Genomic DNA, 25,143 nt, shown 5'->3' on the forward strand with positions numbered 1-25,143 from the left:
TAGCCGCAAGGGCTTCTGTGAATCTCTCTGGAAACGCCCCGCGCTGACAACTGGAAAATTTACGACGCTGTTTGACACTGGCATTTCAGGCTCAAGCGCCATGCCACATTTTGGGCACGCACCGGGGTGATCTTGCTGCACCTCTGGATGCATTGGGCAAGTGTAGATTGTTCCTGCAACGACAGGCTCGGTCACGACAGGTACCATTTCAACTTGATCATCAAGATGAAATGGATATTTAGCGGGATCCGCTGCAAATTTGCTTTTACAGCTAGCACGACAAAAATACACAGAATGACCTTCGTGCTGCACAACATTGGGTGACTGTGGCGTCACTTTCATGCCACATACGGGGACTTTGAGTGATTGTAAGCTTGGCAGGACCGTTGCGGCCTCACTGCTAGGATTGCGATCAGAGTGCAGAATATTCTTCGATGGCGCAACGTTCATAGGAAGCCTCATTGGTAAATATTAGTAAATATTAATAAGAGCCAAGAGTATTCTCATACTGACAAAGTCGGTAAAAAACTTCCTGTTTATTTGCGCTGAATCAAATCCAATGAATGCTAACCAAACAGCGGAAACGTGCGGGGCAAACAACTGTCTCTCCAGCTAAAAATAGCATCATTTACGTCCATTACAACCCAATATATGTTTTAACAAAGCGCGTTGGCGTACAGACAGTACGATGATTAAGGCACAAGTTACAAAACTAAAGTGCCTTCAGTTTTACGGATCAGGTAAAAAAACTAAAAGAAAAATTTCATATTGATAGAGTCAGATTGTCATCAGGATTGCGTAAGCGCAATAAAATTTAGAACAAGTTACCTTGCAAAATTGAGTATTGGGACGGGAGTACTCAGTGTTCATTTGATGTAAATCAAGAGTCATTGCAATAGCCGCAGATCTCTATATTTGCGGCTGGACTTGTAGTGAGTTGGGCAATACGATGACTCTACTGACAATATAAATATCATTAGATAACGAATAGTCCGGAATCTAAAATACCAGGAGAAAGAGATGGATCATGATCCTCATTCGCACCAAAATCGCTTCTCCCACGCAACGTTCAAGTCGGTGTTGATGGTTTTTTACTGTGACTGCATATCTCCTGATTTGGGGGCACAGAGTGCACCTTGATAGCTATCTTCACTACCTTCCATTTTTGCTATTGATCGCTTGCTCAGCAATGCATTTTTTTATGCACAGCGGCGACCACGGACACCATCAACACGCAGGGCAAAAAGATATTTCCGGAGATCAAAAGTGAATCATTCTGAGGCTCCTGCTTACGGACTCTGGTCGCTCGTGATCATCAATTCACTGATGTTCATTGTTTTCGCGTTTAGCTTTTCGAAACCGAAAACATCGCGCGATTGGCGTTCATTCGGCGCATTTTCGGCTTTCTTAATTGCGCTGTTTACCGAGATGTACGGATTTCCATTAACTATTTATTTATTCTCTGGTTGGTTATCACAACGCTTTCCAACCGTTGATTTCTTCTCACACGACGCAGGTCACTTATTCGAAGTTATGTTTGGTTGGCAAGGCAATCCGCATTTTGGTCCGTTTCATATAGTCAGTAATATTTTAATAGGACTAGGTTTCTGGCTACTCGCCTCGGCATGGAGAAAGCTATATGAAGCCCAGAGAAATCATCAGCTTGCAATTACTGGCCCGTATGCGCGAGTGCGTCATCCCCAGTATGACGGCTTCGTTCTGATCATGTTTGGTTTCTTACTGCAATGGCCAACCTTGGTCACATTGATTATGTTTCCAATTCTTGTATTCATGTATGTGCGCCTTGCAAGGCGTGAGGAGCACGAGGCACAACGAGATTTTGGTGACACATACGCTCGGTACCATGCGACGACTCCCGCTTTCTTCCCACATTTCGCAGAACCATCGCATGCCTAAAATTAAACTTCAATCTCTTTTCCGAATGTCTTATCAGCTCTCCCGAGCAGGCTTAACTATCTTCTGGAGTAATAACCATGCGTAAATTTTGGATTTTCCTGCTCATACTTTCCTCACTCAGCCTGTCAGGCTGCGGTTACAACACATTGCAGAGCAACGACGAACAAATCAAGGCTAGTTGGTCAGAAGTTGTGAATCAATATCAACGTCGGGCAGATCTTGTCCCTAATTTGGTCAATACCGTAAAAGGTTTCGCGACTCAGGAGAAAGATGTTCTATTGGGCGTTACCAACGCCAGAGCCAAAATCGGTAGCATGCAAGTAACCCCAGAATTGCTTAATAATCCAGAAGCCTTTGCTAAGTTTCAGGCGGCGCAAGGAGAAATGTCGAGCGCGCTGTCTAAGTTACTTGTAGTTACAGAGAATTATCCACAGCTTAAATCAGATGCAAATTTTCGTGACCTTCAAGCCCAGTTAGAGGGTACAGAAAATCGTATTACCGTTGCACGAAATCGGTATATCAGCGCTGTACAGCAATTCAATGTAACCGTGCGCTCATTTCCTTCTAATTTAACCGCGATGGCATTTGGATTTAAAGAGAAGCCCAACTTCACGGTAGAAAATGAAAAAGAGATTTCACAGCCGCCTAAAGTGGAGTTTGGACCAACGTCACAAAAATCGCCCGACAATACCCAAGGAGCACCAAAGTGATCACCGCAAATTGGGTAAAAGGATACCTTTTTGCCGTTGCACTTGGCTCGTCATTGATTGCCTTTGCACAAGTGCCAGTGCCACCTTTGTCCGGACGAGTGACTGATCAGACGTCAACCCTAAATTCAGAACAAAAATCTACTTTAGAACAAACACTACAAACGTTTGAGGCAAAAAAAGGGAGCCAGATTGCAGTTTTAATCGTGCCTACAGTCAACCCTGAAACAATTGAACAATATGCTTTGCGCGTCGCCGAGTTATGGAAGTTGGGCAGAAATAAAGTGGATGATGGTGCAATTTTAGTTATTGCTAAAAACGACAGGACATTGCGGATTGAAGTGGGGTATGGCCTGGAGGGCGCGCTTAACGATGCGACGAGCAAACGTATCGTCAGTGAAATAATTTCCCCTCGTTTCAAGCAAGGTGATTTCTATGGCGGTATCACAGCTGGGTTAGATCAAATGATGAAAGTAATTGACGGCGAGCCGCTACCGCCATCCACAGGAAAATCAAATGTCGATCTTGGAGATGTTCGGCAATTCGCGCCGGTTATCTTTGTGGTTGCCGTCATGTTAGGTGGGTTGTTGCGTTCGATACTCGGCAGGTTTCCGGGTGCGATTGTAACGGGCGTGGCGGTGGCTGGAGTGGCTTGGTTGTTTGCAGGGGCATTATCCATTGCCTTGAGTGCCGGAGCCATTGCTCTGTTATTTACCTTGATCAGTGGGGGTATGGTCGGGCGTGGCATGGGTGGGCTCGCCGGGGTATATGGTCGGGGTGGCGGCGGTGGCGGGTTTGGGGGTGGCGGAGGTGGTTTTGGTGGTGGCGGCGCATCCGGAAGGTGGTAGTGATGAACATCAAGCGCATAGCCAAACATCTCACTATGACCCACTGGCAAGTCAGCCGAACTTTTACCCGTAGAACCTTGACCATAATTGAACAGTCGATCAAACGTAGCGAAACGGCGCATGTAGGGGAAATTCGTTTCGTTGTGGAAGGCGCGCTGGACGGTATGCCACTCTTTACGGGGCAAACTGCAAGAGAACGGGCAATCGACGTGTTTTCTCAGTTGAGAATGTGGGACACCGAATATAACAATGGCGTATTGATTTATTTGTTATATGCCGATCGGGATGTAGAAATTATTGCGGATCGCGGTATCCATTCGAAGGTGCATTCAAGAGAGTGGACAAAGATCTGTCGTCAGATGGAAACAGCTTTTAAACAAGGCAATTATGAAGGTGGTGTCATCAATGGAATTCAGGCAGTGACAGCCTCCTTAGCGGAACATTTCCCCGCTGCGGGTAATGGCCGTAATGAGTTATCAAATAAACCGATGGTGTTATGAATAAATGATCTTATCGTCTCAATGGAAAAAAAAACATCAAGATTTAAGACTTACTATCGAATGAGCATTAAACAAACCATAGAGTGGGAGCACTACCATGCAAACAGAATATTTAAAGGTAACGGGAATGACTTGCGGTGGCTGTATTAATACCGTAACAAAAGCTCTAAAAGCAGTTTCGGGTGTGAGCGAGGTCAACGTGTCACTCGCAGAGGGTGAAGCTACGGTGCAATTCGATGAAGCAAGGAGCTCACCCGATCAATTAAAAGCAGCAATTGAGGAAGCTGGCTACGGCATCGATGGTTCTTCTGCCGCACGCAAACATCAGTCCAAGGGCGGCTGCTGCGGTTAAGGTATTGACTCGACAATGAAAAGCTAAATTACCTTGTGTCCAGGAGATGTTTATGACACCAGCATTCGACATAAAAAAGATTACGACGCCTCTTCTGATCTACACCCATAAACCCCGTTCCCTTTTTCTCCATTTAGCCATCGCCGTGCTAATCAAGTTCGTCGTGTTGATAGGTTTGTGGTGGTTTTTTATTCGTGATAGTAGCGTTGTGGTTAATGCTGATTTCATGGCTACACACATTGGTGTCCCCGCAAATTCTGAAGGAGTATCGAAGTGATTTCAGAACAATTGGTTGATCTTTCGCGGCTGCAGTTCGCCGCTACTGCCTTATACCATTTCCTGTTTGTCCCTCTCACGATTGGCATGGTCTGGCTGTTGCTGATCATGGAAAGCGTTTATGTGATGACGGGCAAAGTAATTTGGCGTGACATGACCCAATTTTGGGGAAAATTATTTGGTATTAACTTTGCCTTGGGCGTTACTACCGGTATCACGCTGGAATTCCAGTTTGGTACCAACTGGGCGTATTACTCGCATTATGTGGGTGACATTTTTGGCGCACCACTTGCGATTGAAGGCTTGATGGCGTTCTTTTTAGAATCCACTTTGATTGGCCTGTTCTTTTTTGGTTGGAGCCGCTTAAGTAAACCAAAACATTTACTGGTTACCATGTTGATGGCCGTCGGCACGAACTTGTCAGCGTTATGGATTTTGATTGCCAATGGCTGGATGCAAAATCCGGTCGGCGCAGAATTTAGTTATCTCACGATGCGTATGGAGATGGTTGATTTTTGGGCGGTTGTTTTTAATCCTGATGCACAGGCTAAGTTCGTACACACTGTCTCGGCTGGTTACTTAACTGGTTCGATGTTCGTGTTGTCGATTTCTAGCTGGTATTTACTGCGCAACCGTGATGTTGAATTTGCAAAACGCAGTTTCGGCGTCGCTGCGGCGTTTGGCTTAGCGTCTGCTTTGAGTGTAATTGTGCTGGGTGATGAATCGGGTTACACCGTAGGTGAAGCGCAGCAAACCAAGATGGCCGCCATTGAGGCGATGTGGGAAACCAAGCCAGCACCGGCTGGATTAACACTGATTGCCGATATCAACGAAGCGGAGCAAAAAAATAACTGGGAGGTGGAAGTCCCTTGGGTAATGGGGCTGATCGGAACGCGGTCGGTCAGTAAGAAAATTCCCGGTATCCATGATATTAAAATCAAAAATCATAAGCGGGTGGTACGCGGCATCGTGGCGGTTAAAGCATTAGAGGTATTGAGAAAAAATCGCTATGACGAGCAAGCTTTAGCCATCTTTAATGCCAACAAAAACGATCTTGGTTTTGGCTTGCTTCTCAGAAGATATGTCAGTGATATGGATCAAGTAACGCCAGAATTTATTAACCGTGCGGTGAACGACACGATACCGCGTGTGACGCCAATGTTCTGGGGTTTCCGAATTATGGTTGGTCTTGGCTTTGCGATGTTGGCCTTATTTGGAATTGCTTTTTTTAGCACGATTAAAGCCAGCAAAGAAAAAAGTCCTTGGTTACTCAAATGGGCGCTTTGGATGCTGCCAGCACCTTGGATTGCCTGCGAACTAGGCTGGTTTGTGGCCGAGTATGGTCGTCAGCCTTGGACTATTTATGGTGTGCTACCAACGTATTTAAGCGTGTCCACATTGAGTGTCAATAGTTTGTATGGATCTCTCGCCGGATTCGTGACGTTTTATACCGTGTTATTGATCGTAGAAATGTATTTGATGGTTAAGTTTGCGCGCCAAGGCCCAGGTAGTTTAGGAACGGGGCGGTATCAGTTTGAAACAACACATGGTGCAGATAATCTCTTAGGAGCAGCAAAATGATTGACTATCCAACACTTAAAATAATTTGGTGGGTACTCGTCGGTGTCTTATTGATCGGCTTTGCGATCATGGATGGACATGATATGGGCGTAGGAACCTTGTTACCCTTCGTGGGCAAAACCGATTTGGAGCGGCGGGTCGTACTCAACACAGTCGGGCCGCACTGGGAAGGAAACCAAGTTTGGTTTATTACTGGTGGCGGTGCGATTTTCGCGGCTTGGCCACTTGTGTATGCGACTGCGTTTAGCGGATTTTATTGGGCATTGTTAGCGGTTTTGTGGGCTTTATTTTTACGTCCGGTGGGATTTGACTATCGCAGCAAAATCCATAATTCAACTTGGCGCAGTGTGTGGGATTGGGGCTTATTTATCGGTGGCGCTGTTCCTCCGCTTATTTTTGGTGTGGCTTTCGGTAATTTATTGGAAGGCGTCCCGTTTCAATTTGATAATTACATGGCCTCTACATACACAGGAACGTTCTGGCAATTACTTAATCCGTTTGCCTTACTTGCTGGCGTTGTTAGCAGCGCGATGATCACAATGCAGGGCGGTACATATTTGGCGCACCGTACTGAAGGCGCGGTACAACAACGTGCGATCAAAGGTGCCATTGGGGCGGCCGTGGTAATGATCGTTGCGTTCATAGCTGCAGGCGTTTGGTTACAAGTCATTCCCGGATACCGTATTAGCTCCCTGATCGATACTGCGGCATTGTCCGACCCGCTGAGTAAAACTGTAGTCCATGAATCGGGCGCATGGATGAATAATTATCGCGTGCAGCCGTTGCTTTGGATTTTGCCTCTATTAGCTATTGCAGGCGCATTGTTGACGACCGTTTTGCTGTTGGCGCGCCGGACATTAATCGGATTCGTCACATCGTCGCTTGCTCTAGTGGGTGTGATCGGCACAGCGGGTGCGTCAATGTTTCCATTTTTAATGCCCTCTTCCAGTATGCCGAATGCTAGTTTGACTGTGTGGGATAGCGTATCGAGCCATCTCACTTTGGGCATCATGTTTTGGGCGACGCTTATTTTTATGCCGTTGATTATTTTCTATACCTCATGGGCTTATCGCGTGATGCGCGGCAAGGTCACCATCGAACAAATTAAAGCTAACGAACATAGCGCCTATTAACAGGAAAAAAGGAGTAATAACATGTGGTATTTCGCTTGGATTTTAGGTGTCGGTTTCGCGCTGCTTCTAGCTGTATTGAACGCTATGTGGGGCGAAAATGAGGCGGCTCGACGTGATGGTCATCAGGACGATTCAGGATTATGAAAGCAGAGTCAACAACTCGCACCGCGCTCGGCATGCAGATATTGTGCTTACTTATTTCGGTGAGCATTATGGTTGGCGGCACTGCCTATCCACCGTTGTTGATGACAGCATCGGGAAAGGTCGAGCATGGTTTGGCGACGCTGGTATTTTGGTCGATGAGTGCTGGATTTGTATATGGTGTAGGTTTTGTGCCAAAGAATGCAGTGGGGCGCTGGCTGTTTTCATTCTGGGCTTGCTTTGCAGCGTTGTTACTTGCCGGGCTGCTTAAACTTTTTTTATAGATACCATGTATTTTCGAGTTCTTCATAATAAAGTAGGTGGCTTGGTAATCCCCCCATTTTTAATGCGGCCGATAAGTAGAGGCTAAGCGGCAATTGCTAGCTTTTGTTTCGGGGTAATGCCGCCGATCCCAGTATTGGGACGATCATGATTGTAAGTCCATAACCATTTGGTTGCAAAATTCTGAATCTCTTCACGTGAATCAAATAGGTGATGAGCCAGCCAATCGTAGCGTACGGTTCGGTTGTATCGTTTAATGTAGGCGTTCTGTTGTGGCTGCCTAGGTTGAATGAACTCAATATGAATACCGCGCTTTTCAGCCCATGCCTGGGTGACGTTGCTAACATACTCTGGCCCATTGTCGCACCTAATCATCCGAGGCTGCCCGCGCCATTCAATGATCTGGTCGAGCAAACGTATGACGCGTTCGGAGGGTAATGAAAAGTCGACATCTATTCCAAGCCCTTCGCGATTGAAATCATCAATCACGTTAAATAAACGAATACTGCGACCATCACTTAGCTGATCGTGCATGAAGTCCATTGACCAAACTTGATTAATCTCAGATGGAACCGACAATGGCTGTGGACGCTCTCTTACTAAACGTTTGCGTGGCTTGATCCGAAAATTAAGTTCGAGCGCACGATATATCCGATATACCCTCTTATGGTTCCATCGAAAGCCTTTCACATTGCGTAAATGTAAAAAACACAGCCCAAAGCCCCAGTTACGCTGACTTGTTGTGAGACGAATTAGCCAGTCCGCTATGACATCATTCTCAATGTTAAGCTTAGCTTGGTAACGATAGCAGGTTTCGCTAATGCCGAATGCTAAACAAGCTACTTTGATTGTTGCTCGCCGTTGGTCAACCACCCAGCGCGCCATCTCTCGACGCTGAGATGGCGCTACCACTTTTTTGCGAGTGCCTCAGCCACTATTTCTGCCTTGAGTCGTTCCTCTGCATACATCTTCTTGAGACGTTTATTCTCTTCCTCCAACTCTTTCATACGCGCCATTAATGAGGCATCCATGCCGCCATACTTGGCTCGCCACTTATAGAACGAAGCGGAACTCATGCCATGTTCACGACAAAGTTCTGGGATAGGAGAGCCAGCTTCTGCCTGCTTCAGGATTGCGATAATCTGGCTGTCGGTGTAACGGGATGTCTTCATGTAAAACCTCTAAAAATCATATTTAGAAAATTCTACTTATAAGTCCGATTATTTGCTGGGGGGATTACCCTTGAGCAGCTTGCGGAAAAAACGTTTTGCGGCTGTCGGTTGCGCCGACTCTGCATCAGAATATCGAGCACATGTCCGTTCTGATCGACCGCACGCCGTAGGTAATGGTGCTTGCCCTTGATTGTTAGCACCACCTCGTCGAGATGCCATTTGTCTCCGCGTTGCGGTTGACGCCGGCGAAGCTCATTGGCATAGCCTTGGCCAAACTTCAACGTCCATTGGCGGATCGTCTCATACGTGACTATGATGCCACGGCTGGCCATTAGTTCTTCTATGTCGAGAAAACTCAGCGCGAACCGGAAGTAGAGCCACACGACATGGCTGATGATTTCTGCTGGGTAGCGGAACCCGCGATAGAGTAGAGATTTTTTCATCTCGCCACCTTACAATATTTTGCCAGCCTCCGTAAGTTGACAATACCTGGTAGCGGTCATACCTGCTCCAACGACGCATCGTATTCCCCGCGCCGCGCCGCGCGGTTACAGAATGTACGGTGTATCAGAGCTTGTTGGGCTGCTTTTACGTTTGCGTCGTCCCCGCGCCAAATCTCCAATGCGGGAAATTGAATCGCTCGAGAAAATGAGAATCCCAGTGCCCATGGCAAATACGCGTTGAAACGCTGAATCATCGCACTCAAGCGAGCAGAGGCGATCTCACCAAGTTGACCACCCGATAAGAATGCGACCCCAGGCACTGCAGCGGGGACAGCTCGCAACAGGCACGTTACTGTCGCATCGGCCACTTCCTCCAGTGAGTTACTCAAGGGGGCATGACTGTTGCATGCCAAGCCTGGCAGCACCATGTTGGGCTTAAGGATAATTCCTTCCAACATGACACTTTGCCGAATAAGTTGGTCGAAAACCGCATGCAAAACTTGTTCTGTCACTTTCGCGCAGTGCTGCAAGGAATGCGCGCCATCCATCAACACTTCAGGCTCAATGATCGGAACCATTCCAACTTCCTGACAAAGCGCTGCATAGCGTGCTAGCGCATGCGCATTAGCCTCTATGCATGCACGGCTTGGAATGTTCTGGTCAATCGAAATAACTGCGCGCCACTTGGCAAAACGTGCCCCAAATGCAACATATTCGTTCAACCGCTCACGCAGACCGTCCAGACCTTCGGTTATTTTCTCATCGACATGCGCTGCCATGTCCTTGGCGCCGGTGTCAACTTTGATGCCCGGAATAATGCCTGCATCAATAAGTACTTCAATCAAGGGCTTACCATCCTTTTTTTTCTGCCGGATCGTCTCATCAAACAGGATTGCACCACTGATAGATTCGTTGAGGCCAGGAGCGGTCACTATCAATTCTCGATAAGCACGCCGCTTCTCTGCAGTTTGTTCAATTCCCAACGCTGAGAATCGTTTATTGCAGGTTGGATTGCTTTCGTCCATTGCCAGCAAGCCTTTGTCGTTGGCGAACAGCGCTTGTGCCGTATCAATCAATTGCTGAGCATTCATTTGGAATTACTCCATTTCCAGTTACGGATTTCCGGCATATCCAGGCCGTTCTTATCAATATACGCCTTGTGCTCAATCAACTTGCTCTTCATCCGCTGTATTATGGCAATGCCTTTATCACCTGTCTGAGGTAGTCGGTTAACTGCATCTATCACCAAATGGAATCGATCCAGATCATTAAGCACCGTCATGTCAAAAGGTGTAGTAACAGTTCCCTCTTCCTTGTAGCCTCTTACATGGATGTTGTCGTGATTAGTGCGGCGGTAGGTCAGCCTATGGATTAACCAAGGGTAACCATGAAAGGCGAAGATGACTGGTTTATTTATAGTGAAAATCTCGTCAAAAGCGGTGTCACTCAAACCATGTGGATGCTCGATTGACGGTTGCAAACGCATCAAATCGACCACATTGACCACCCTCACCTTCAACTCAGGTAAATACTCTCGTAAAATGGTAACGGCGGCCAAGGCTTCAAGCGTAGGCACATCGCCACAGCATGCCATGACCACATCAGGCTCCATGGTTTGGTCATGGCTTGCCCAGTTCCAGATGCCTATGCCTTCGGCGCAATGCTTGACGGCGGCTTCCATCGTTAGCCATTGTGGCGCTGGATGTTTGCCCGCGATTACGACGTTGACGTAATGTCGACTGCGTAGACAATGATCCATCACCGAGAGCAGGCAATTGGCATCTGGCGGCAAGTAAACCCGTACCACTTCAGCCTTTTTATTCACGACATGGTCGATGAAGCCGGGATCCTGATGCGTGAAGCCGTTGTGATCCTGACGCCAGACATGGGAGGCCAGTAAATAATTAAGCGATGCGATTTTGCGCCGCCATGGCAAATGCGCCGTTACTTTTAACCACTTGGCGTGCTGGTTGAACATTGAATCAATGATGTGAATGAAGGCTTCATAACAATTGAAGATACCATGCCGTCCAGTCAGCAAATAGCCTTCTAACCAGCCTTCGCATTGGTGCTCGCTGAGCATTTCCATGACCCGCCCTTGCGGTGCGAGAAACTCGTCGTTTGGCAATGTCGCGGCTTCCCATTGGCGTTGCGTCACCTCAAATAAGGCCTCTAAACCGTTGGACAGCGTTTCATCAGGGCCGAACACACGAAAATTGCGCTGGGACTCATTAAGACGAGTGACATCACGCAGGAAGGGTCCGAGCACATGCGTGTCACCGATTCCCTTGACACCTGGTTCGGGTACATTGGCCGCGTAGTCACGGAAATCAGGCATGTGCAAATCGCGTAGCAGAACGCCACCGTTAGCATGCGGATTTGCGCCCATTCGCCTTTCGCCCTTCGGTGCCAGTTCAGCCAGTTCTGGCTGCAAGCGACCTTGCTCATTGAATAGCTCTTCGGGCCTGTAACTTGCGAGCCAGTCTTCCAGCAGCTTAAGATGTTCTGGCGGCGCGGTTTCCGATACCAAAACCGGCACCTGATGGGCGCGGAAGGTACCTTCGATTTGGCGTCCATCTACCACTTCTGGGCCGGTCCAGCCTTTCGGTGAATTGAGCACAATCATCGGCCAGCGTGCTCGTGCGATGTCTCCATTATCCCGTGCGTTGCGCTGTATCTGTTTAATCTGCTCAACTGCCACATCCAATACCTGCGCCATTTCCTCATGCATCAGCGCAGGCTCGTGGCCTTCGACGAAGTAAGGCGTCCAGCCGTAGCCGCGCAACAATTGATCCAGCTCTTCATGTGTGATGCGTGCAAGAACTGTCGGGTTAGAAATTTTATAGCCGTTCAGATGCAGAATCGGTAACACCGCGCCATCAGTCACTGGGTTGAGGAATTTATTAGAGTGCCACGCTGTGGCCAGTGGCCCGGTTTCTGCCTCACCATCACCAATCACGCACGCAACAATCAGCTCTGGATTGTCGAACACTGCTCCAAAAGAATGACTGAGTGAATATCCCAATTCACCACCTTCGTGAATTGAGCCCGGACACTCCGGTGATGCATGACTCGGTATGCCCCCTGGAAAGGAAAACTGCAAAAACAATTTCTGCAGGCCAGCTTCGTCCTGACTGATGTTGGGATATATTTCGCTGTAGGTGCCTTCAAGATACGTATTACCCACAACCGCCGGGCCGCCATGTCCGGGGCCGGAAACATAAATCATGTCGAGATCATATTTCTTGATGACCCGATTCAGATGCGCATAGATGAAATTCTGACCAGGTGTAGTGCCCCAGTGTCCTAATAGCATGTGCTTTACATCAGAAAGAACTAACGAACGTCGTAGTAGAGGGTTGTCAAACAAGTAAATCTGCCCCACTGACAGATAGTTAGCGGCGCGCCAATAGGCATCAATATTATATAATTGGTCTGGAGTAAGTGTGGTCGATTTCATTTTAGTTTCTTTCGAATAGCCTTCAGTTCCTGTCGGCGGGCAGAACTCACAACTGGGTAACTCAACTTTAAGCCTTCCATCGCGTCAAGTAGTATCTGCGACACAATGAGTCGCGCATTATCCTTGTCGTCGGCTGGCACGATGAACCAGGGAGAATCGACAGTGCTGGTCGCACCAAGCGCGTGGCCGTAAGCCTGCATATAGGCATCCCAATATTTGCGTTCACCAATATCATCCGCGCTAAATTTCCAGCTTTTGTCGGGCTCGTCAATGCGCGCCAACAGGCGCCTGCGCTGCTCCTCTTTTGATAGGTGCAGGAACACCTTCACGATGCGGGTGCCGTTGGCGTGCAAATGCGTTTCCAGATCAACGATCGAGCGGTAGCGACCTTGCCAGACCGATTCGTCTCCTGCCGCATCAGGGAGCTGTTCGCTGTGCAAGATGCTGCTATGCACCCTCACAATAAGTACTTCTTCGTAGTAGGAGCGATTAAATATACCGATCCGCCCACGTTCTGGCAGGTCGCGTGTGGTCCGCCAGAGGAAATCGTGTTGTAGTTCCTGCGCGCTCGGATGCTGAAAGCTGAACACCTGGCAGCCTTGCGGGTTAACGCCCGACATAACGTGGCGAATCGCTCCGTCCTTGCCGGCTGTGTCCATCGCCTGGAAAACCAATAACACGGCTTGGCGGTTCGATGCGTAGAGCAGGCGTTGCTGCTCGCTCAACTGCTCGACATGGTCCTGGAGCGCTTTTCGATACGCCTTCTTCGACTTGCACAGCGATTTGACGTTCGTGCTCCATAGACCGAGGTCCACCTCATCACCTTCTATCACTTTAAATACCTTGGCATCGATTTTCATTGCGAATCCTTGTTGCTCACTTACGCCTGGATGGCAACGAAATGTGACTTCTTGCTGGTCGCCGCGCGGCGCCATAGTGACAGGTGGGCGCAGCAAGCAATTTGTTAGAGCCATCTTTTCCAGCCACTTGACCGCCTCCATGGTAGTAAGGCCAGGTTCAAGATCGGTGCCAAGCCTTGACACCAGATCGACAACCTCGACCAGAGACGAGTCGTCTGTTGCCTAGATAAGAGTCTCGGGATCAAGCATCCGTATCGCTGTGGACAATTCTGTCGGAGGAACTTGCTAACGAATGCCAGTATCCTGCCCGCCCATAGTGCTTGTAGACTGCCATTTCCATCTCGCGTGCAAGTGGGTATGCGGGGTCGTAGGTGGGAGCCAACTTCAAGGTTTCGCGGGTCATGTCAACAGTCACTGTCTGCTCCGCCCAATCTATGTGTTTTATCCATTGCGGGGATACCAACACGTCATGGCCTAGCCACCAGTTGCTCGTGTTCACGACCAGATATCGGATGGCCCAGCTTTCCTCGTCGACCAGCATGCTCTGAACGTGCCCGATCTCGCCATCACTGGCGTGAATGTGGTAACCGACCACTGCCTTGCAACTACGTAAGTGAGGGTTGTTGTCGCGCTGACGCATTTCTCTACTTGCACGGACGCGGTCCGATTCTTCAAGCGTCGCAGTGGCAGGCATGTTGCCATTGTAACCAGGCAAGAGCATGAAAGGATATTCGCCACCGCCCCACATGCCTATACCACCCCAGTAGTATGGAATATTGTAGTAATCAAGGTAGTCGGTTTCATGTTGCCGTGTAACTGGCATGTCAGTGTCAATATTAGGGCTGTTCTTGACTTGCTCTCGCGTCAAAGAGACCGGCAACAACTTGGAGACCCAGTCAGGCTTGCTAGCATTGATGGGTGAAATTAACACCTTTCTGCTAAACAGCCACGAGCCGGCATCGACGACGAGATATCGAATAGCCCACGCCTGGTCATCGAAGTACAAATCCTTTACGTCACCGATAACGCCATCGATTGCGATAATCGAAAGTTCTTGCAGGTCTTTATTTTGGCGAAGCATAGTGTTCTCACTTTCAAATTTTTTAACGAAAATCGTTCGAAAAGGTTTGGCTAAACAGAAGGGGGACAACGGCGGTGATTAAATTGATAGTGTTCAACTAAGTAGTAATTCAACATGCGCTGTTTGCGCCGCAGCGTCGGTTCGCTTGCGCACAAAGCAGATATATTTCTTCACTATGTACCTCTCTGTTGAATCACGGCGATGTATGCAGCAGCGGCGCGATGATGAGAATCGGCCGCCATTTTGGCATGATGGTTTTGACGATCGTGGTCCGCATGCGATCGTTCGTACCAGGCGCCTTCACGCCAGGTATTTCGGCGGGAAAATTTTTGGTTTGATCTTTTTAAATTCGTTCATGGCAGGTATTGCTCCAATTACTTGCTATCCGTCCAAATTACGTGAGCTTCACTTGGTATGGGGTTGTGCCAGCCACCATGAGGCGCTATCAGTAAATTTGCATCTTCGGGGCCCCAACTTCCTCGTTGGTAAAGGGTAGTTGGGTGATGATTCGTGAGGACAGCATCGACCACTGCCCAGGCGGCTTCGATAGCATCTTCGCGCGCGAACAAGGCACCGTCACCAGCCATTGCATCGCCGAGCAGGCGTTCATATGGCATTTCCTGCCCCGGATAATCGTCAAGCAGATATAGCTCGCGTTGATCGCCGACAAACTCTTTTCCAGGACGTTTGACGCGGGCCGCAAGGGCGACTGAGGAGTTCGGCGCGAGTCGGAAGCGAATATAATTTGTAGTCGCAGCCGACGACATGGAATCGTCGAACAATTTTTGGGGTGGCGGCTTTAGCCTTACAATAACTTCTGCCGCACTTGCACCAAGACATTTACCGGATCGCAGGTACCATGGCACCCCGTTCCATCGCCACGAATCGATCCCCAGACGCAGTGCGCAAAAGGTTTCAACATCTGAATGCTTTGCCACACCAGGCTCCTTCCGGTAGCCGGCGTACTGACCACGGACGACATCGTCCGGCTGCAATGGACGCATGGCCTGAAAGACCTTTGTTTTTTCGCTATGAACTGCGCCAAAGCCTTGATAGGCCGGGGCTTCCATTGCCAGCAAAGCGACGATTTGAAACAGATGGTTCTGTATTACGTCACGCAGGCATCCGGCACTTTCATAAAACGCGCTGCGGCCATTGATGCCAAAATCTTCGGAGAGCGTTATCTGTACACTGTCTACATAATTGCGGTTCCAGATCGGCTCCAGGAAAGAATTGGCAAAGCGAAAATAGAGGATATTCATAATAGCCTCTTTCCCGAGATAGTGATCAATGCGGAAAATTGCATCCTCTGGGAACACCGCACGCGCTTCTCGGTTGAGGTGTCTGGCTGACGCTAGGTCACGTCCGAATGGTTTTTCAACAATAACGCGCGCTTGGTGTGCCAGCCCGGCTGCACCCAGCCCCTTGATCACTGTCGCAAACAGCTCGGGTGGAATGGCAAGGTAATGTGCTGGCCGGTGGGCACCGTCCAGTGTCTGTTTAAGTGCGGCAAAGGTAGCGGGATCCTCATAGTTGCCTTTGACATAGCGTAGCAGGGACAAAAGATGGCGCAGCGCCGGTTTGTCATCGATCTTCCCTGCCTGTCTGACGCCATCCTCGACACGCTTGCGCAACTGTGCCAACGTGCATGCCGAAGATGCAACGCCAACTATTGGCACTGTGAGTATCCCGCGCTTTGCCATCGCGTAAAGTGCAGGAAAAATCTTCTTATGTGCCAGGTCGCCAGTAACGCCGAACAGCACCAGTGCATCCGAATGCTTGCTGCCCTCTATGCTTTTGCTGATCTCAGGATCGTTGTTTTTCATCGTGTCCGCCAAATTGTTTGCGCATCGCGGATAGCAGACGATTGGCAAATTCTGCTTCACCGCGAGAGCTGAAGCGTTCATAGAGTGCGGCACTGAGCACCGGAGTTGGCACCGCTTCATCAATAGCCGCAGCAATGGTCCAGCGTCCCTCACCGGAATCTGACACGTGGCCTGCAAAATTTTCCAATTGAGGATCTTGCAGCAATGAGGTCGCGGTCAGATCGAGCAACCAGGAACCAATTACACTGCCGCGCCGCCATACTTCCGCGATTTGCGGTAGATCCATGTCGTATTGGTAGAATTCCGGCTCGCGCAATGGGGTGGTTTCGGCGTCGGCCTCGTGCGTGCGTTTGCCAGCGTTGGCACCTTTCAGGATGTTCAGACCTTCCGCATATGCGGCCATGACACCGTACTCGATACCGTTATGTACCATTTTGACAAAATGACCGGCACCGGTTGGGCCGCAATGCAGATAACCATGTTCGACCGGTTCGGGAGTTCCGCTCCGGCCGGGAGTGCGCGACGCGGCCTCGATTCCGGGCGCTATACTCTTGAAAATCGGATCCAGTTGTTTGACGATAGCTACTTCACCACCAACCATCAGGCAGAAGCCGCGGTCGAGGCCGAACACACCGCCACTAGTGCCGCAATCGACGTAATGAATGCCCTTGGGACTTAGCATCGCGGCTCTGGCAATGTCATCGCGATAGTAGCTGTTGCCGCCATCGATGATGATATCGCCTGACTCAAGGTGGGCAGCGAGTGCGTCAACAGTCTTGCCGACAACACCAGCAGGAACCATCACCCAGACTACACGCGGCTGTGGTAATTGCTCGACCAAGTCCGCAAGCGAAACCACGCCTGCGATTCCGTTCACAGCAATTTTTTCGATAACCGCTGGGTCAATGTCATAGACTACGCACTGATGGCCATCCATGCTTAAGCGTCGCACCAGACTGGCACCCATGCGCCCTAATCCGATCATTCCGATATTCATTTTGTTTCCTTTTTTTTAATGGGCGCTACCTGAATTCGTAAATCCACCATATGCTTCTCGCGGTCATTTACCAAATGAATGGCGGCACCTGACTGAGCAACGCCATCGACGGTCAGCATGGCCTTGCCATCTGCACCATCAATCAGCAACACGGTGATGTGATAGACGGTTTCCCGATATCGGTAGCGGACGTCAAATGACTTCCATTCCGCCGGTACACAGGGAGAAAAATGCAGCTGGTTTGCTTCCAAGCGCAAACCGAGTAACGATTCCAGCATAAAACGCAGCATCCATCCTGCCGATCCGGTGTACCAGGTCCAGCCGCCGCGTCCAATATGCGGTGCTAATGAATACACATCCGATGCAAGTACATAGGGTTCGGTCTTGTAGTTCGCTATCGCATCGATAGAATCGGCATGCCTGACCGGATCGATCATCGTGAACAATTTCCACGCACGCTCGGTGTCGCCCAGCGCCGCAAACGCCATCCCGGCCCATACTGCCGCATGCGTGTACTGACCGCCATTTTCGCGCACACCTGGTAGATATCCCTTGATATAGCCAGGATTAGGTTCCGATTTATCAAAAGGTGGATCGAGTAACTGAATCAGCGCAGCATCTGGACGCACAAGCAGTTTGTCCAACGCATTCATCGCTTGCCAGGCTCTTCCCGGTTCAGCAGCGCCCGATAGCACTGACCAGCTTTGGGCGATCGAATCAATACGGCATTCGGCGTTGTTGGCTGAGCCTAGCAGCGAACCATCATCAAACCAGGCGCGGCGATACCATTCACCATCCCAGCCATTGTTTTCGATTGCAACTTTAAGACGTGCCGCTTCGCTCAGGCAGTGCGCCGCAAAGGATGAATCGTTCCGTCGCTGCGCAAGCTCGCTGAACTGTGTTAGTACTGTATACAGGAAAAAACCGAGCCAGACGCTTTCACCTTTCCCCCCCGCACCCACCAGATTCATGCCATCGTTCCAATCACCTGAGCCCATCAGTGGCAAGCCGTGCGTGCCAAAGCGCAGACTGCGTTCGATCGCACGTACACAATGCTGGTATAGATTGGCGCTTTCATTTGATATTACTGGCTGTTCGTAACAGGATTCCTGGTTGGCTTTTGGCGCGTTGCCTTCGATAAAATGAACCATTTCATCGAGCACACCTATGTCGCCAGTCGTGAGTACATAGCGACAGGTCGCCAGCGGTAACCACAGATAATCATCGGAACAATGCGTGCGCACACCACGCCCCATCGGCGGATGCCACCAATGCTGGACATCACCCTCCGGGAATTGTCGAGACGCGCACAGCAACAAGTGCGCACGGACCAGTTCTGGAACTGCGTGCACAAGCGCCATCACATCCTGTAATTGATCGCGAAAGCCAAATGCACCACTCGATTGGTAGAAGGCATTGCGCGCCCACATGCGGCATGCTAGCACCTGATAAAGCAGCCAGCCATTGAGCAGAATATCCAGCGATGGATCAGGTGTTTTGACCTGAACTGCTCCTAGCGTATGGAGCCAATACGCTTTGACCTTGGCTAACGCGCCCGACGCGGCATCAGGGCCGCGCAAACGCATCACCAGCGCGCGCGCAGCATGGATGTCTTTCTCTGCGCCAAGCCGGAATACAATGTCGCGTCTTTCGCCATCTGCAAGTTCACAAGGTACCCGGATGGCCGCACATGGATCAAGCGCTGCACCCACGGTATTTGACAAGCGCGGATGTGACATCGCAGCGGGATTGCGTAGCGTGCCGTTGCGTCCGAGAAATTCACCGCGGTCGCCGCAATAACTGCAATCGGCAAGCTCATCAACATCAAAGAATGCGACGCGTCCCGCGAAATCGGTGTTGTAAGGATTGCGAGCCAACAATGCGCCGCAGGCGGGGTCAAGCACGGTGCTGACGTGCATTTTTGTTTTCGTGCTCTCGTCGCCCAACACCCATTCAAGATAGCCGGTAACCGACAAACTGCGCGCGCGCCCAGAACGATTGTGCAAGCTCAATACCACGAATTTGACTGGCGCATCAATTGCAACAAATACGCATAGACTGGATTCGATACCTTCCTGACCGTGCTCGAAAACACTATAGCCGAAACCATGTCGTGTCACATACGGCGCTACGCCACCTGCCGGAAGTGCAGTGGGCGACCAGAAGTGTCCGCTTTCCTCATCGCGCACGTAATACGCCTCGGTATTGGGATCGCCGATGGGGTCGTTTGACCAGGGCGTAAGGCGAAACTCGTGAGCGTTTTCGCTCCAGGTATTGGCGCTGCCGCTTTCAGAAACAATGGAACCGAAGCCCGGATTTGCAAGTACATTCACCCATGGCGCCGGTGTCATACGACCCGGCTCAATCTTGATGACGTATTCACGTCCATCTGGCGTAAAACCACCGAAGCCATTCGGAAAGCTAAGTTCACGGATCGGGAGTTCGATTGCAGCTAGTATGGCCGAATCCAGCTTGCAAGCGGCTTTCAGTGGCGGAATATTACACGTCACTACGCCAGCCCTTTTTAACTGTTGCGCCAGCGACCCATCTACATCGCGCAGAACTACGCGGGAGACCGTTTGCAACAGGATGCGTCCATCCAGCGCTACTTTTTTACTCGACAGTAAGAATATTCCCCCTGGCTGATCAAGCTGATTGATCTCGCTCTCTGCGGCAATTAGGGGTGCGATCTTTTCATGCAAACCAGGTCGGGCATCTTCAAGCTCTTCGATGAGAATGACCAAATCGATTGCCAACCCATGCATGCGCCAATACGCATGGGCTTGTACTAGTTGGCGCAACAGACCCGAATTGTCTTCGTCCGTCATTATCAGGAGGACGATTGGTAAATCGCCGGAAATTCCATAAGCCCATAGGCTGGACTGGCCTTGCAGATTTTTCAAGATAATATCTGGCGTGGCACGCAATGACGGCTGCGAATAGATGACAGAACCGGCAAGTCGTGCAAACAGTTGTGCGTCCGCTGCCGTCACATGCAGCCTGCTCAAAGTGGTTTGGTGACAAGCAGTGGCTTCAGCAAACACCCGATTTACCAATTCCTTATCTTGATATTTATCAACCAACTGCATGCATGCTGCGCGAGTTGCACCACACCCAGTGATCATATCCACGGTCGCTGACTCTCCCGGATTGAGAGAGATGCAAGAGCGAATCGCTGCCACTGGATCAAGCACTGAACCAGCGCTTCCTGACAAAGTCGCCTTATCACTCAATGCCTGAGGATCAACCATGGAGTGGCCGCGACCGATAAATAGCAAACGGTTGGTTTCGTAAGTGATCTCCCCGACTATGGGCTGATGAGTTACCAGTAGATGAAACATCCATGGCATGGCATCATCGGAGGACCTTGCCCGACGCGTTGCCAAAATTGCGTTATCTTCACGAACGATCTCGGTTTCAACAAACAGTTTGCTGAATGCTGGGTGTCCTGCATCCATTGCACGCGTTGCCAGCACGATTTCCGCATAACTCGTTACTTCGATGGTCCTGTTCGCAAGAGAACAATTGGTTAGACGCACGCGCCGAACCTCGAGTTCATCTTCCGGTGCAACAACTATATCCGTATGCGTTTCGATATCATGGTCCCGACGTCGGAAAATCGCATGCCCATCCGAGAAAATTGCCTCATAGAAATCTGGATCTTGCAATGTCGGCTGATATGCAGTTGACCAGGTGTCTCCACTTGAGGTATCTCGCAAGTAACAAAAAGAACCCCAGTTATCGCATACCGCGTCGTCTGTCCAGCGTGTAAGCGAGAGATTTTTCCAGTTACTGGAGCCGCCACCAGCACTCGTAATCATCACATGGTAACTGCCATTCGACAGCAATTGCACTTCTGGCGACCGCGCATGGGGGCAGTCGAATATGCGCAAGGGAATCTGATGGTTAATGTGGGAATTAGAGGTCATGATATCGAATCCAAACGCACATTAGGTTTCAATTATGCGAAAAAGCAGTTGATGGACTGGAAACGGCTAGGCATAAACTTGATACACAACTGAAGACGCGCTTGGCGATGAGTAATTCCTCTTATACAAGAAAAGACCATCAAGTTCTGTGCGATGGCACACAAAAGGCGTAATACATTTTCGGACCGGCGCTGCTAGCGCTTAGCACGATTTGGTGTCTCGGGATTAATCAGGATCCTGCGTACGTTACCGTACTGACCAGGGTGAACAGAGCGCACAAGCTCCAGAAAGAAATAGCAACCAGGAGTTAAATAGCATGCATGCATTCAGTTACCCTTCGGCGCTTGATGCGTTGTGTGTCAATACGCTGCGCTTTCTCTCGGTCGATGCAGTACAGAATGCGAATAGCGGTCATCCTGGTCTGCCTTTAGGTGCTGCACCAATGGCTTACGTGCTGTGGACTGGTTTCCTCAAGCACCATCCAGCCAATCCGCACTGGTTCGACCGAGATCGTTTCGTGCTTTCGGCGGGGCATGGCTCGGCGTTACTCTACAGTTTGCTTCACCTAACAGGCTACGCACTACCGCTAGAACAACTCAAACAGTTTCGACGCTGGGGTAGTATCACACCAGGTCACCCGGAACGGGGACTGACGCCAGGCGTTGAAGTGACAACCGGGCCGCTCGGTCAGGGACTTGCCAATGCTGTAGGCATGGCACTATCCGAAGCGAATCTCGCCGCACGCTACAACCGCGACAGCTTCAAGGTAATCGATCATTTCACGTACGCGATTGTGAGCGATGGCGACTTAATGGAGGGCATTGCGGCAGAAGCAGCATCGCTAGCTGGACATCTGCAACTGGGTAAGCTAGTTTGCTTATACGACAATAATTATACGACTCTTTCGGCCAGCACCGACATGACGTTTACCGAGGACAGGTCGTGCCGCTTTGAGGCATATGGCTGGCATACACAATCGATCGAAGATGGTAATGACCTGGCAGCGATAGCGCTGGCGATAGAGGCCGCACGCGCCGAAACTAGACGACCTTCTATAATACTGGTGCATACGCATCTTGGATATGGATCACCCAACAAACAGGATTCATTCGAGGCACACGGCTCACCTCTCGGCACAGAAGAGTTGCGCCTGACCAAGCACAAACTTGGCTGGCCAGAAGATGCAATGTTTGAGATACCAGAGATGGCCCGTTTGCATTTTCTTGAAGCGACCATTTCCGGTGCACAAAGTGAAGCAACATGGCATGATCATTTTTCTGCCTATCAAACGATGTTCCCTGAACTGGCATTCGAGTTGCAACAACTGATGGAAAACGGCAGTGCTGCTTTACCAATAGGCTGGGATCAGGACATTCCGCAGTTCACGGCAGATGCCAAAGGTATGGCCACGCGTGTGGCCTCAGGCAAGGTCATGAATGCCATCGCGCCGCATCTTCCCGCTTTGATAGGCGGTTCTGCTGACCTCGACCCATCGACTCATACCGCACTAACAGGTTTTGGTGATTTCCAGCCTGCCGATCTGGACTCCAGCGACCACCAGGGTTCCAACGGCGGCGGCTGGCACGTTGCTGGTCGTAATCTGCACTTTGGTGTACGTGAACATGCAATGGGTGCCATCATAAACGGTATGGCTGCCCACGGTGGAAGTTTGCCATTTGCCGCGACTTTTCTGGTTTTCTCTGATTACATGCGTCCTGCGATACGCCTTGCCGCATTGATGAGTTTACACGTGGTATATGTTTTCACACATGACAGCATTGCGCTAGGCGAGGATGGTGCTACTCATCAACCGGTTGAGCAATTGGCGAATCTGCGCGCAGTTCCACGCCTTATTGTGATACGCCCGGCCGATGCCAATGAAACGGCAGTGGCCTGGCGAGTAGCGGTCGAAACTCCCGACCGGCCCGTGGCGCTGATATTGACGCGTCAGGACGTTCCCACTTTGGATCGAACAAAATTTTCCTCTGCCGACGGATTACGGTGTGGTGCTTACATTTTGGCCGAAGCCCCAAATGGTAAACCAGACATTATCCTCATTGCGAGCGGCTCAGAAGTCGCGCTGGTAGTGGCAGCGCAGAAGCAACTACTGAATCAGAATATTCAAGCTCGCATTGTTTCGATGCCAAGCTGGGAGCTGTTCGACGAACAGCCACGTGCTTACCGCGACGTGGTCTTGCCACCGGCATTAAAGATTAGACTCGCAGTCGAAGCAGGTGTGGCGCAAGGGTGGCATCGGTACGTGGGCGATCGAGGCGAGGTGCTCGCAGTAGATCATTTTGGCGCATCCGCAAGTGGCGACGTAGTGATGCGCGAATACGGCTTTTCTGTAGAAAATGTCTGTCGACGTGTAGCGGCGTTGCTACTCGAAGGAAATCTACTCTAGCCATCCACCCGTAAAATCTGCGCGCCGCAAACCTGCTTCAATGTATGGACAGTCTCGCATCAGGCGCCACGGTAGTCCGCTACGATAATTTTCCACCATCAGGATGATCTGACCCTGATCGATACCGAAATGCCAATGCGACACCCAACCGTGTGGGTTAAGTTTACTGGAAGGATAAGTGGCATTGTAGGTTGCCTTGAAACCATACGGATGACTGCCTGTCAAATCAAGCTGATATAAAAAGTAATCAATGGCTGGAAGTACAATCTCTGGAGCAAACGGCAACGACGCCACCACGGCCCATGGCGCAATTGTGCCATCGTCAGGGCCATGTGGTACCCCGCGTGCCACATAATCGAAAAACTCGCGTTTGACCCCGTCGAGCTCAATGATCGCTGGACCAGGGCCATCGCTAGCCGTAATACCCCAGCAACTATCATTATATCCTTTGAAGCCATGAGGATTGTCGATGGCATACCGTTGGTGAACTTAGGTTGCGCGTCGGCTGTTCTCGAAATAGTCGGTACCCTTGCTTCGCATGAACGCATCCTGGATACCTCGAAAATCTACCCAGATGTGCGACAACTGATGGGTGAACAAGGAGCCGGCGTATAGATAATCGATCCCGTAGCTGTGCTCCCATTGATAGGCAGACGACCAGGCAGTATAGCTGCTTGAAGGCAGTGGATTGGTTGGTGAACCTAGTCCAAGAATGTAAAGCAGCAGTGCCTCGTCATAACCCTTCCAGCGATATGGTAGAAACCCGCTTTCAGGCCTCCATCCGAGGGAAACTGCGGCGCCGTCTGCCTGCGACCACGGCCAGTCTGCTCGCAAATATAGTGCATCGGCTAACGAACGAATCTCGCTTTCGTCAGCCGTTGTTGCATCAAAATATTGACCAGCCATCAATGCACCGGCAAACAGAAACGCGCTATCAATAGTTGATAACTCACATTCCCAGGCACGCCGACCGGTTTGCATGTCCAGAAAATGATAGTAGAAACCCCTGTACCCGGTAGCGTCAGCCTCAGGGCCTTGCGGGCTGTTCCAGAAAAAGCGCAAAGTTGTCAAAACACGCTCAACTGCTGAATCCCTTGAAATAAAACCACGCTCAATTGCGACGGGATAGGCGGCCAATGCAAGGCCAACGGCTGCAATGCTGGCGGGCCAATCCGGCGCATTCTTGTCGATTACCAGTCCATTTTTGGGATTGGTTTCGTGCATGAAATAGCTA

Annotated in this window: 22 protein-coding genes and 1 pseudogene; 12 read left to right on the forward strand and 11 right to left on the reverse strand. The window is 50.2% G+C overall.

Annotated elements, in window-relative coordinates; genetic code table 11:
* On the reverse strand, window positions 1–450 hold a 450-nt coding region (locus QN395_RS17385; RefSeq protein WP_416352063.1), incomplete at its 3' end, for a heavy metal-binding domain-containing protein.
* Window positions 451–1,096: 646 nt separating this feature from the next.
* Between QN395_RS17385 and QN395_RS17390 the strand changes: the two genes are divergently transcribed.
* From QN395_RS17390 to QN395_RS17440, 11 genes are all read left to right on the forward strand, one after another.
* Window positions 1,097–1,270: a DUF2933 domain-containing protein gene (locus QN395_RS17390; RefSeq protein WP_323492995.1), complete on the forward strand. Its 174-nt coding sequence runs from the start codon at window positions 1,097–1,099 to the stop codon at window positions 1,268–1,270.
* On the forward strand, window positions 1,267–1,917 hold the full coding sequence (locus QN395_RS17395; protein WP_354362539.1) for a methyltransferase family protein: 651 nt from the start codon (window positions 1,267–1,269) through the stop codon (window positions 1,915–1,917). The genes QN395_RS17390 and QN395_RS17395 overlap by 4 nt, the downstream gene beginning before the upstream one ends.
* 77 nt (window positions 1,918–1,994) lie before the next feature.
* Window positions 1,995–2,627, forward strand: coding sequence for a LemA family protein (locus tag QN395_RS17400; RefSeq protein ID WP_323492996.1), 633 nt, complete (start codon window positions 1,995–1,997; stop codon window positions 2,625–2,627).
* Window positions 2,624–3,472 carry a TPM domain-containing protein gene (locus QN395_RS17405; RefSeq protein ID WP_416352064.1) on the forward strand — a complete coding sequence of 283 codons (849 nt, stop codon included), beginning with the start codon at window positions 2,624–2,626 and terminating at the stop codon, window positions 3,470–3,472. Before QN395_RS17400 ends, QN395_RS17405 begins: the two co-directional genes overlap by 4 nt.
* A gap of 2 nt (window positions 3,473–3,474) precedes the next feature.
* Entirely contained in the window at window positions 3,475–3,972 is a 498-nt protein-coding gene (locus QN395_RS17410; protein WP_323492512.1) for a TPM domain-containing protein, read from the forward strand.
* Window positions 3,973–4,069: 97 nt separating this feature from the next.
* Window positions 4,070–4,324 (forward strand): heavy-metal-associated domain-containing protein, encoded by a 255-nt coding sequence (locus QN395_RS17415; RefSeq protein WP_323492509.1) that lies wholly within the window; start codon window positions 4,070–4,072, stop codon window positions 4,322–4,324.
* A gap of 52 nt (window positions 4,325–4,376) precedes the next feature.
* Window positions 4,377–4,601 (forward strand): cytochrome oxidase putative small subunit CydP, encoded by a 225-nt coding sequence (cydP, locus tag QN395_RS17420; protein WP_323492508.1) that lies wholly within the window; start codon window positions 4,377–4,379, stop codon window positions 4,599–4,601.
* A complete protein-coding gene (locus tag QN395_RS17425) occupies window positions 4,598–6,181 on the forward strand; it encodes a cytochrome ubiquinol oxidase subunit I (protein ID WP_323492507.1) in 1,584 nt (527 codons plus the stop codon). Before cydP ends, QN395_RS17425 begins: the two co-directional genes overlap by 4 nt.
* Entirely contained in the window at window positions 6,178–7,314 is a 1,137-nt protein-coding gene (gene cydB, locus QN395_RS17430) for a cytochrome d ubiquinol oxidase subunit II (protein ID WP_323492506.1), read from the forward strand. Before QN395_RS17425 ends, cydB begins: the two co-directional genes overlap by 4 nt.
* A gap of 21 nt (window positions 7,315–7,335) precedes the next feature.
* Window positions 7,336–7,458 carry a cytochrome bd-I oxidase subunit CydX gene (cydX, locus tag QN395_RS17435; RefSeq protein ID WP_323492505.1) on the forward strand — a complete coding sequence of 41 codons (123 nt, stop codon included), beginning with the start codon at window positions 7,336–7,338 and terminating at the stop codon, window positions 7,456–7,458.
* Window positions 7,455–7,739: a cyd operon YbgE family protein gene (locus QN395_RS17440; RefSeq protein WP_323492504.1), complete on the forward strand. Its 285-nt coding sequence runs from the start codon at window positions 7,455–7,457 to the stop codon at window positions 7,737–7,739. Before cydX ends, QN395_RS17440 begins: the two co-directional genes overlap by 4 nt.
* A gap of 82 nt (window positions 7,740–7,821) precedes the next feature.
* Here QN395_RS17440 and QN395_RS17445 read toward each other — a convergent pair.
* From QN395_RS17445 to QN395_RS17485, 9 genes are all read right to left on the reverse strand, one after another.
* Window positions 7,822–8,909, reverse strand: a protein-coding gene (locus tag QN395_RS17445) for an IS3 family transposase (RefSeq protein WP_323492503.1) whose coding sequence is annotated in 2 segments (ribosomal slippage) — window positions 7,822–8,657 and window positions 8,657–8,909 — 1,089 coding nt in all. Because the reading frame shifts where the segments join, the coding sequence is not laid out codon by codon here.
* 32 nt (window positions 8,910–8,941) lie between these two features.
* The gene (locus tag QN395_RS17450) at window positions 8,942–9,352 is read right to left on the reverse strand and encodes a DDE-type integrase/transposase/recombinase (RefSeq protein WP_323493115.1); all 411 of its coding nucleotides are present in this window, start codon (window positions 9,350–9,352) and stop codon (window positions 8,942–8,944) included.
* Window positions 9,353–9,408: 56 nt separating this feature from the next.
* On the reverse strand, window positions 9,409–10,443 hold the full coding sequence (locus tag QN395_RS17455) for a class I fructose-bisphosphate aldolase (protein WP_323492502.1): 1,035 nt from the start codon (window positions 10,441–10,443) through the stop codon (window positions 9,409–9,411).
* Window positions 10,440–12,812, reverse strand: a complete 2,373-nt coding sequence (locus QN395_RS17460; protein ID WP_323492501.1) for a phosphoketolase family protein — start codon at window positions 12,810–12,812, stop codon at window positions 10,440–10,442. The genes QN395_RS17455 and QN395_RS17460 overlap by 4 nt, the downstream gene beginning before the upstream one ends.
* Complete coding sequence (locus QN395_RS17465; RefSeq protein ID WP_323492500.1) at window positions 12,809–13,672, reverse strand: ADP-polyphosphate phosphotransferase; 864 nt, start codon at window positions 13,670–13,672, stop codon at window positions 12,809–12,811. The genes QN395_RS17460 and QN395_RS17465 overlap by 4 nt, the downstream gene beginning before the upstream one ends.
* A gap of 241 nt (window positions 13,673–13,913) precedes the next feature.
* A complete protein-coding gene (locus QN395_RS17470) occupies window positions 13,914–14,753 on the reverse strand; it encodes a PRC-barrel domain-containing protein (RefSeq protein ID WP_323492499.1) in 840 nt (279 codons plus the stop codon).
* A gap of 374 nt (window positions 14,754–15,127) precedes the next feature.
* Window positions 15,128–16,579 carry a glucose-6-phosphate dehydrogenase gene (zwf, locus tag QN395_RS17475; RefSeq protein ID WP_323492498.1) on the reverse strand — a complete coding sequence of 484 codons (1,452 nt, stop codon included), beginning with the start codon at window positions 16,577–16,579 and terminating at the stop codon, window positions 15,128–15,130.
* Window positions 16,560–17,576, reverse strand: coding sequence for a phosphogluconate dehydrogenase (NAD(+)-dependent, decarboxylating) (gnd, locus tag QN395_RS17480; RefSeq protein WP_323492497.1), 1,017 nt, complete (start codon window positions 17,574–17,576; stop codon window positions 16,560–16,562). The genes zwf and gnd overlap by 20 nt, the downstream gene beginning before the upstream one ends.
* Window positions 17,573–21,505, reverse strand: coding sequence for a GH36-type glycosyl hydrolase domain-containing protein (locus tag QN395_RS17485; RefSeq protein WP_323492496.1), 3,933 nt, complete (start codon window positions 21,503–21,505; stop codon window positions 17,573–17,575). Before QN395_RS17485 ends, gnd begins: the two co-directional genes overlap by 4 nt.
* 316 nt (window positions 21,506–21,821) lie before the next feature.
* On the opposite strand from QN395_RS17485, the gene tkt reads away from it, so the two are divergent.
* Window positions 21,822–23,909 carry a transketolase gene (gene tkt, locus QN395_RS17490; RefSeq protein WP_323492495.1) on the forward strand — a complete coding sequence of 696 codons (2,088 nt, stop codon included), beginning with the start codon at window positions 21,822–21,824 and terminating at the stop codon, window positions 23,907–23,909.
* On the opposite strand, the pseudogene QN395_RS17495 reads toward tkt, so the two are convergent.
* A pseudogene (locus tag QN395_RS17495) lies at window positions 23,901–25,133 on the reverse strand (glucoamylase family protein). The gene tkt and the pseudogene QN395_RS17495 overlap by 9 nt on opposite strands.
* Between the last annotated feature and the right edge of the window lie 10 nt (window positions 25,134–25,143).

It is taken from the genome of Undibacterium sp. RTI2.2 (genome assembly GCF_035018705.1).
GTDB lineage: Bacteria > Pseudomonadota > Gammaproteobacteria > Burkholderiales > Burkholderiaceae_D > Undibacterium.

What these genes read in the sequence shown, in the direction of transcription:
- QN395_RS17400 (WP_323492996.1), top strand. Translation starts at nt 1,995, where the DNA reads ATGCGTAAATTTTGGATTTTCCTGCTCATACTTTCCTCACTCAGCCTG.
- QN395_RS17410 (WP_323492512.1), top strand. Translation starts at nt 3,475, where the DNA reads ATGAACATCAAGCGCATAGCCAAACATCTCACTATGACCCACTGGCAA.
- QN395_RS17415 (WP_323492509.1), top strand. Translation starts at nt 4,070, where the DNA reads ATGCAAACAGAATATTTAAAGGTAACGGGAATGACTTGCGGTGGCTGT.
- cydP (WP_323492508.1), top strand. Translation starts at nt 4,377, where the DNA reads ATGACACCAGCATTCGACATAAAAAAGATTACGACGCCTCTTCTGATC.
- cydB (WP_323492506.1), top strand. Translation starts at nt 6,178, where the DNA reads ATGATTGACTATCCAACACTTAAAATAATTTGGTGGGTACTCGTCGGT.
- cydX (WP_323492505.1), top strand. Translation starts at nt 7,336, where the DNA reads ATGTGGTATTTCGCTTGGATTTTAGGTGTCGGTTTCGCGCTGCTTCTA.
- QN395_RS17440 (WP_323492504.1), top strand. Translation starts at nt 7,455, where the DNA reads ATGAAAGCAGAGTCAACAACTCGCACCGCGCTCGGCATGCAGATATTG.
- QN395_RS17450 (WP_323493115.1), bottom strand. Translation starts at nt 9,352, where the DNA reads ATGAAAAAATCTCTACTCTATCGCGGGTTCCGCTACCCAGCAGAAATC.
- QN395_RS17455 (WP_323492502.1), bottom strand. Translation starts at nt 10,443, where the DNA reads ATGAATGCTCAGCAATTGATTGATACGGCACAAGCGCTGTTCGCCAAC.
- QN395_RS17460 (WP_323492501.1), bottom strand. Translation starts at nt 12,812, where the DNA reads ATGAAATCGACCACACTTACTCCAGACCAATTATATAATATTGATGCC.
- QN395_RS17465 (WP_323492500.1), bottom strand. Translation starts at nt 13,672, where the DNA reads ATGAAAATCGATGCCAAGGTATTTAAAGTGATAGAAGGTGATGAGGTG.
- QN395_RS17470 (WP_323492499.1), bottom strand. Translation starts at nt 14,753, where the DNA reads ATGCTTCGCCAAAATAAAGACCTGCAAGAACTTTCGATTATCGCAATC.
- zwf (WP_323492498.1), bottom strand. Translation starts at nt 16,579, where the DNA reads ATGAAAAACAACGATCCTGAGATCAGCAAAAGCATAGAGGGCAGCAAG.
- gnd (WP_323492497.1), bottom strand. Translation starts at nt 17,576, where the DNA reads ATGAATATCGGAATGATCGGATTAGGGCGCATGGGTGCCAGTCTGGTG.
- QN395_RS17485 (WP_323492496.1), bottom strand. Translation starts at nt 21,505, where the DNA reads ATGACCTCTAATTCCCACATTAACCATCAGATTCCCTTGCGCATATTC.
- tkt (WP_323492495.1), top strand. Translation starts at nt 21,822, where the DNA reads ATGCATGCATTCAGTTACCCTTCGGCGCTTGATGCGTTGTGTGTCAAT.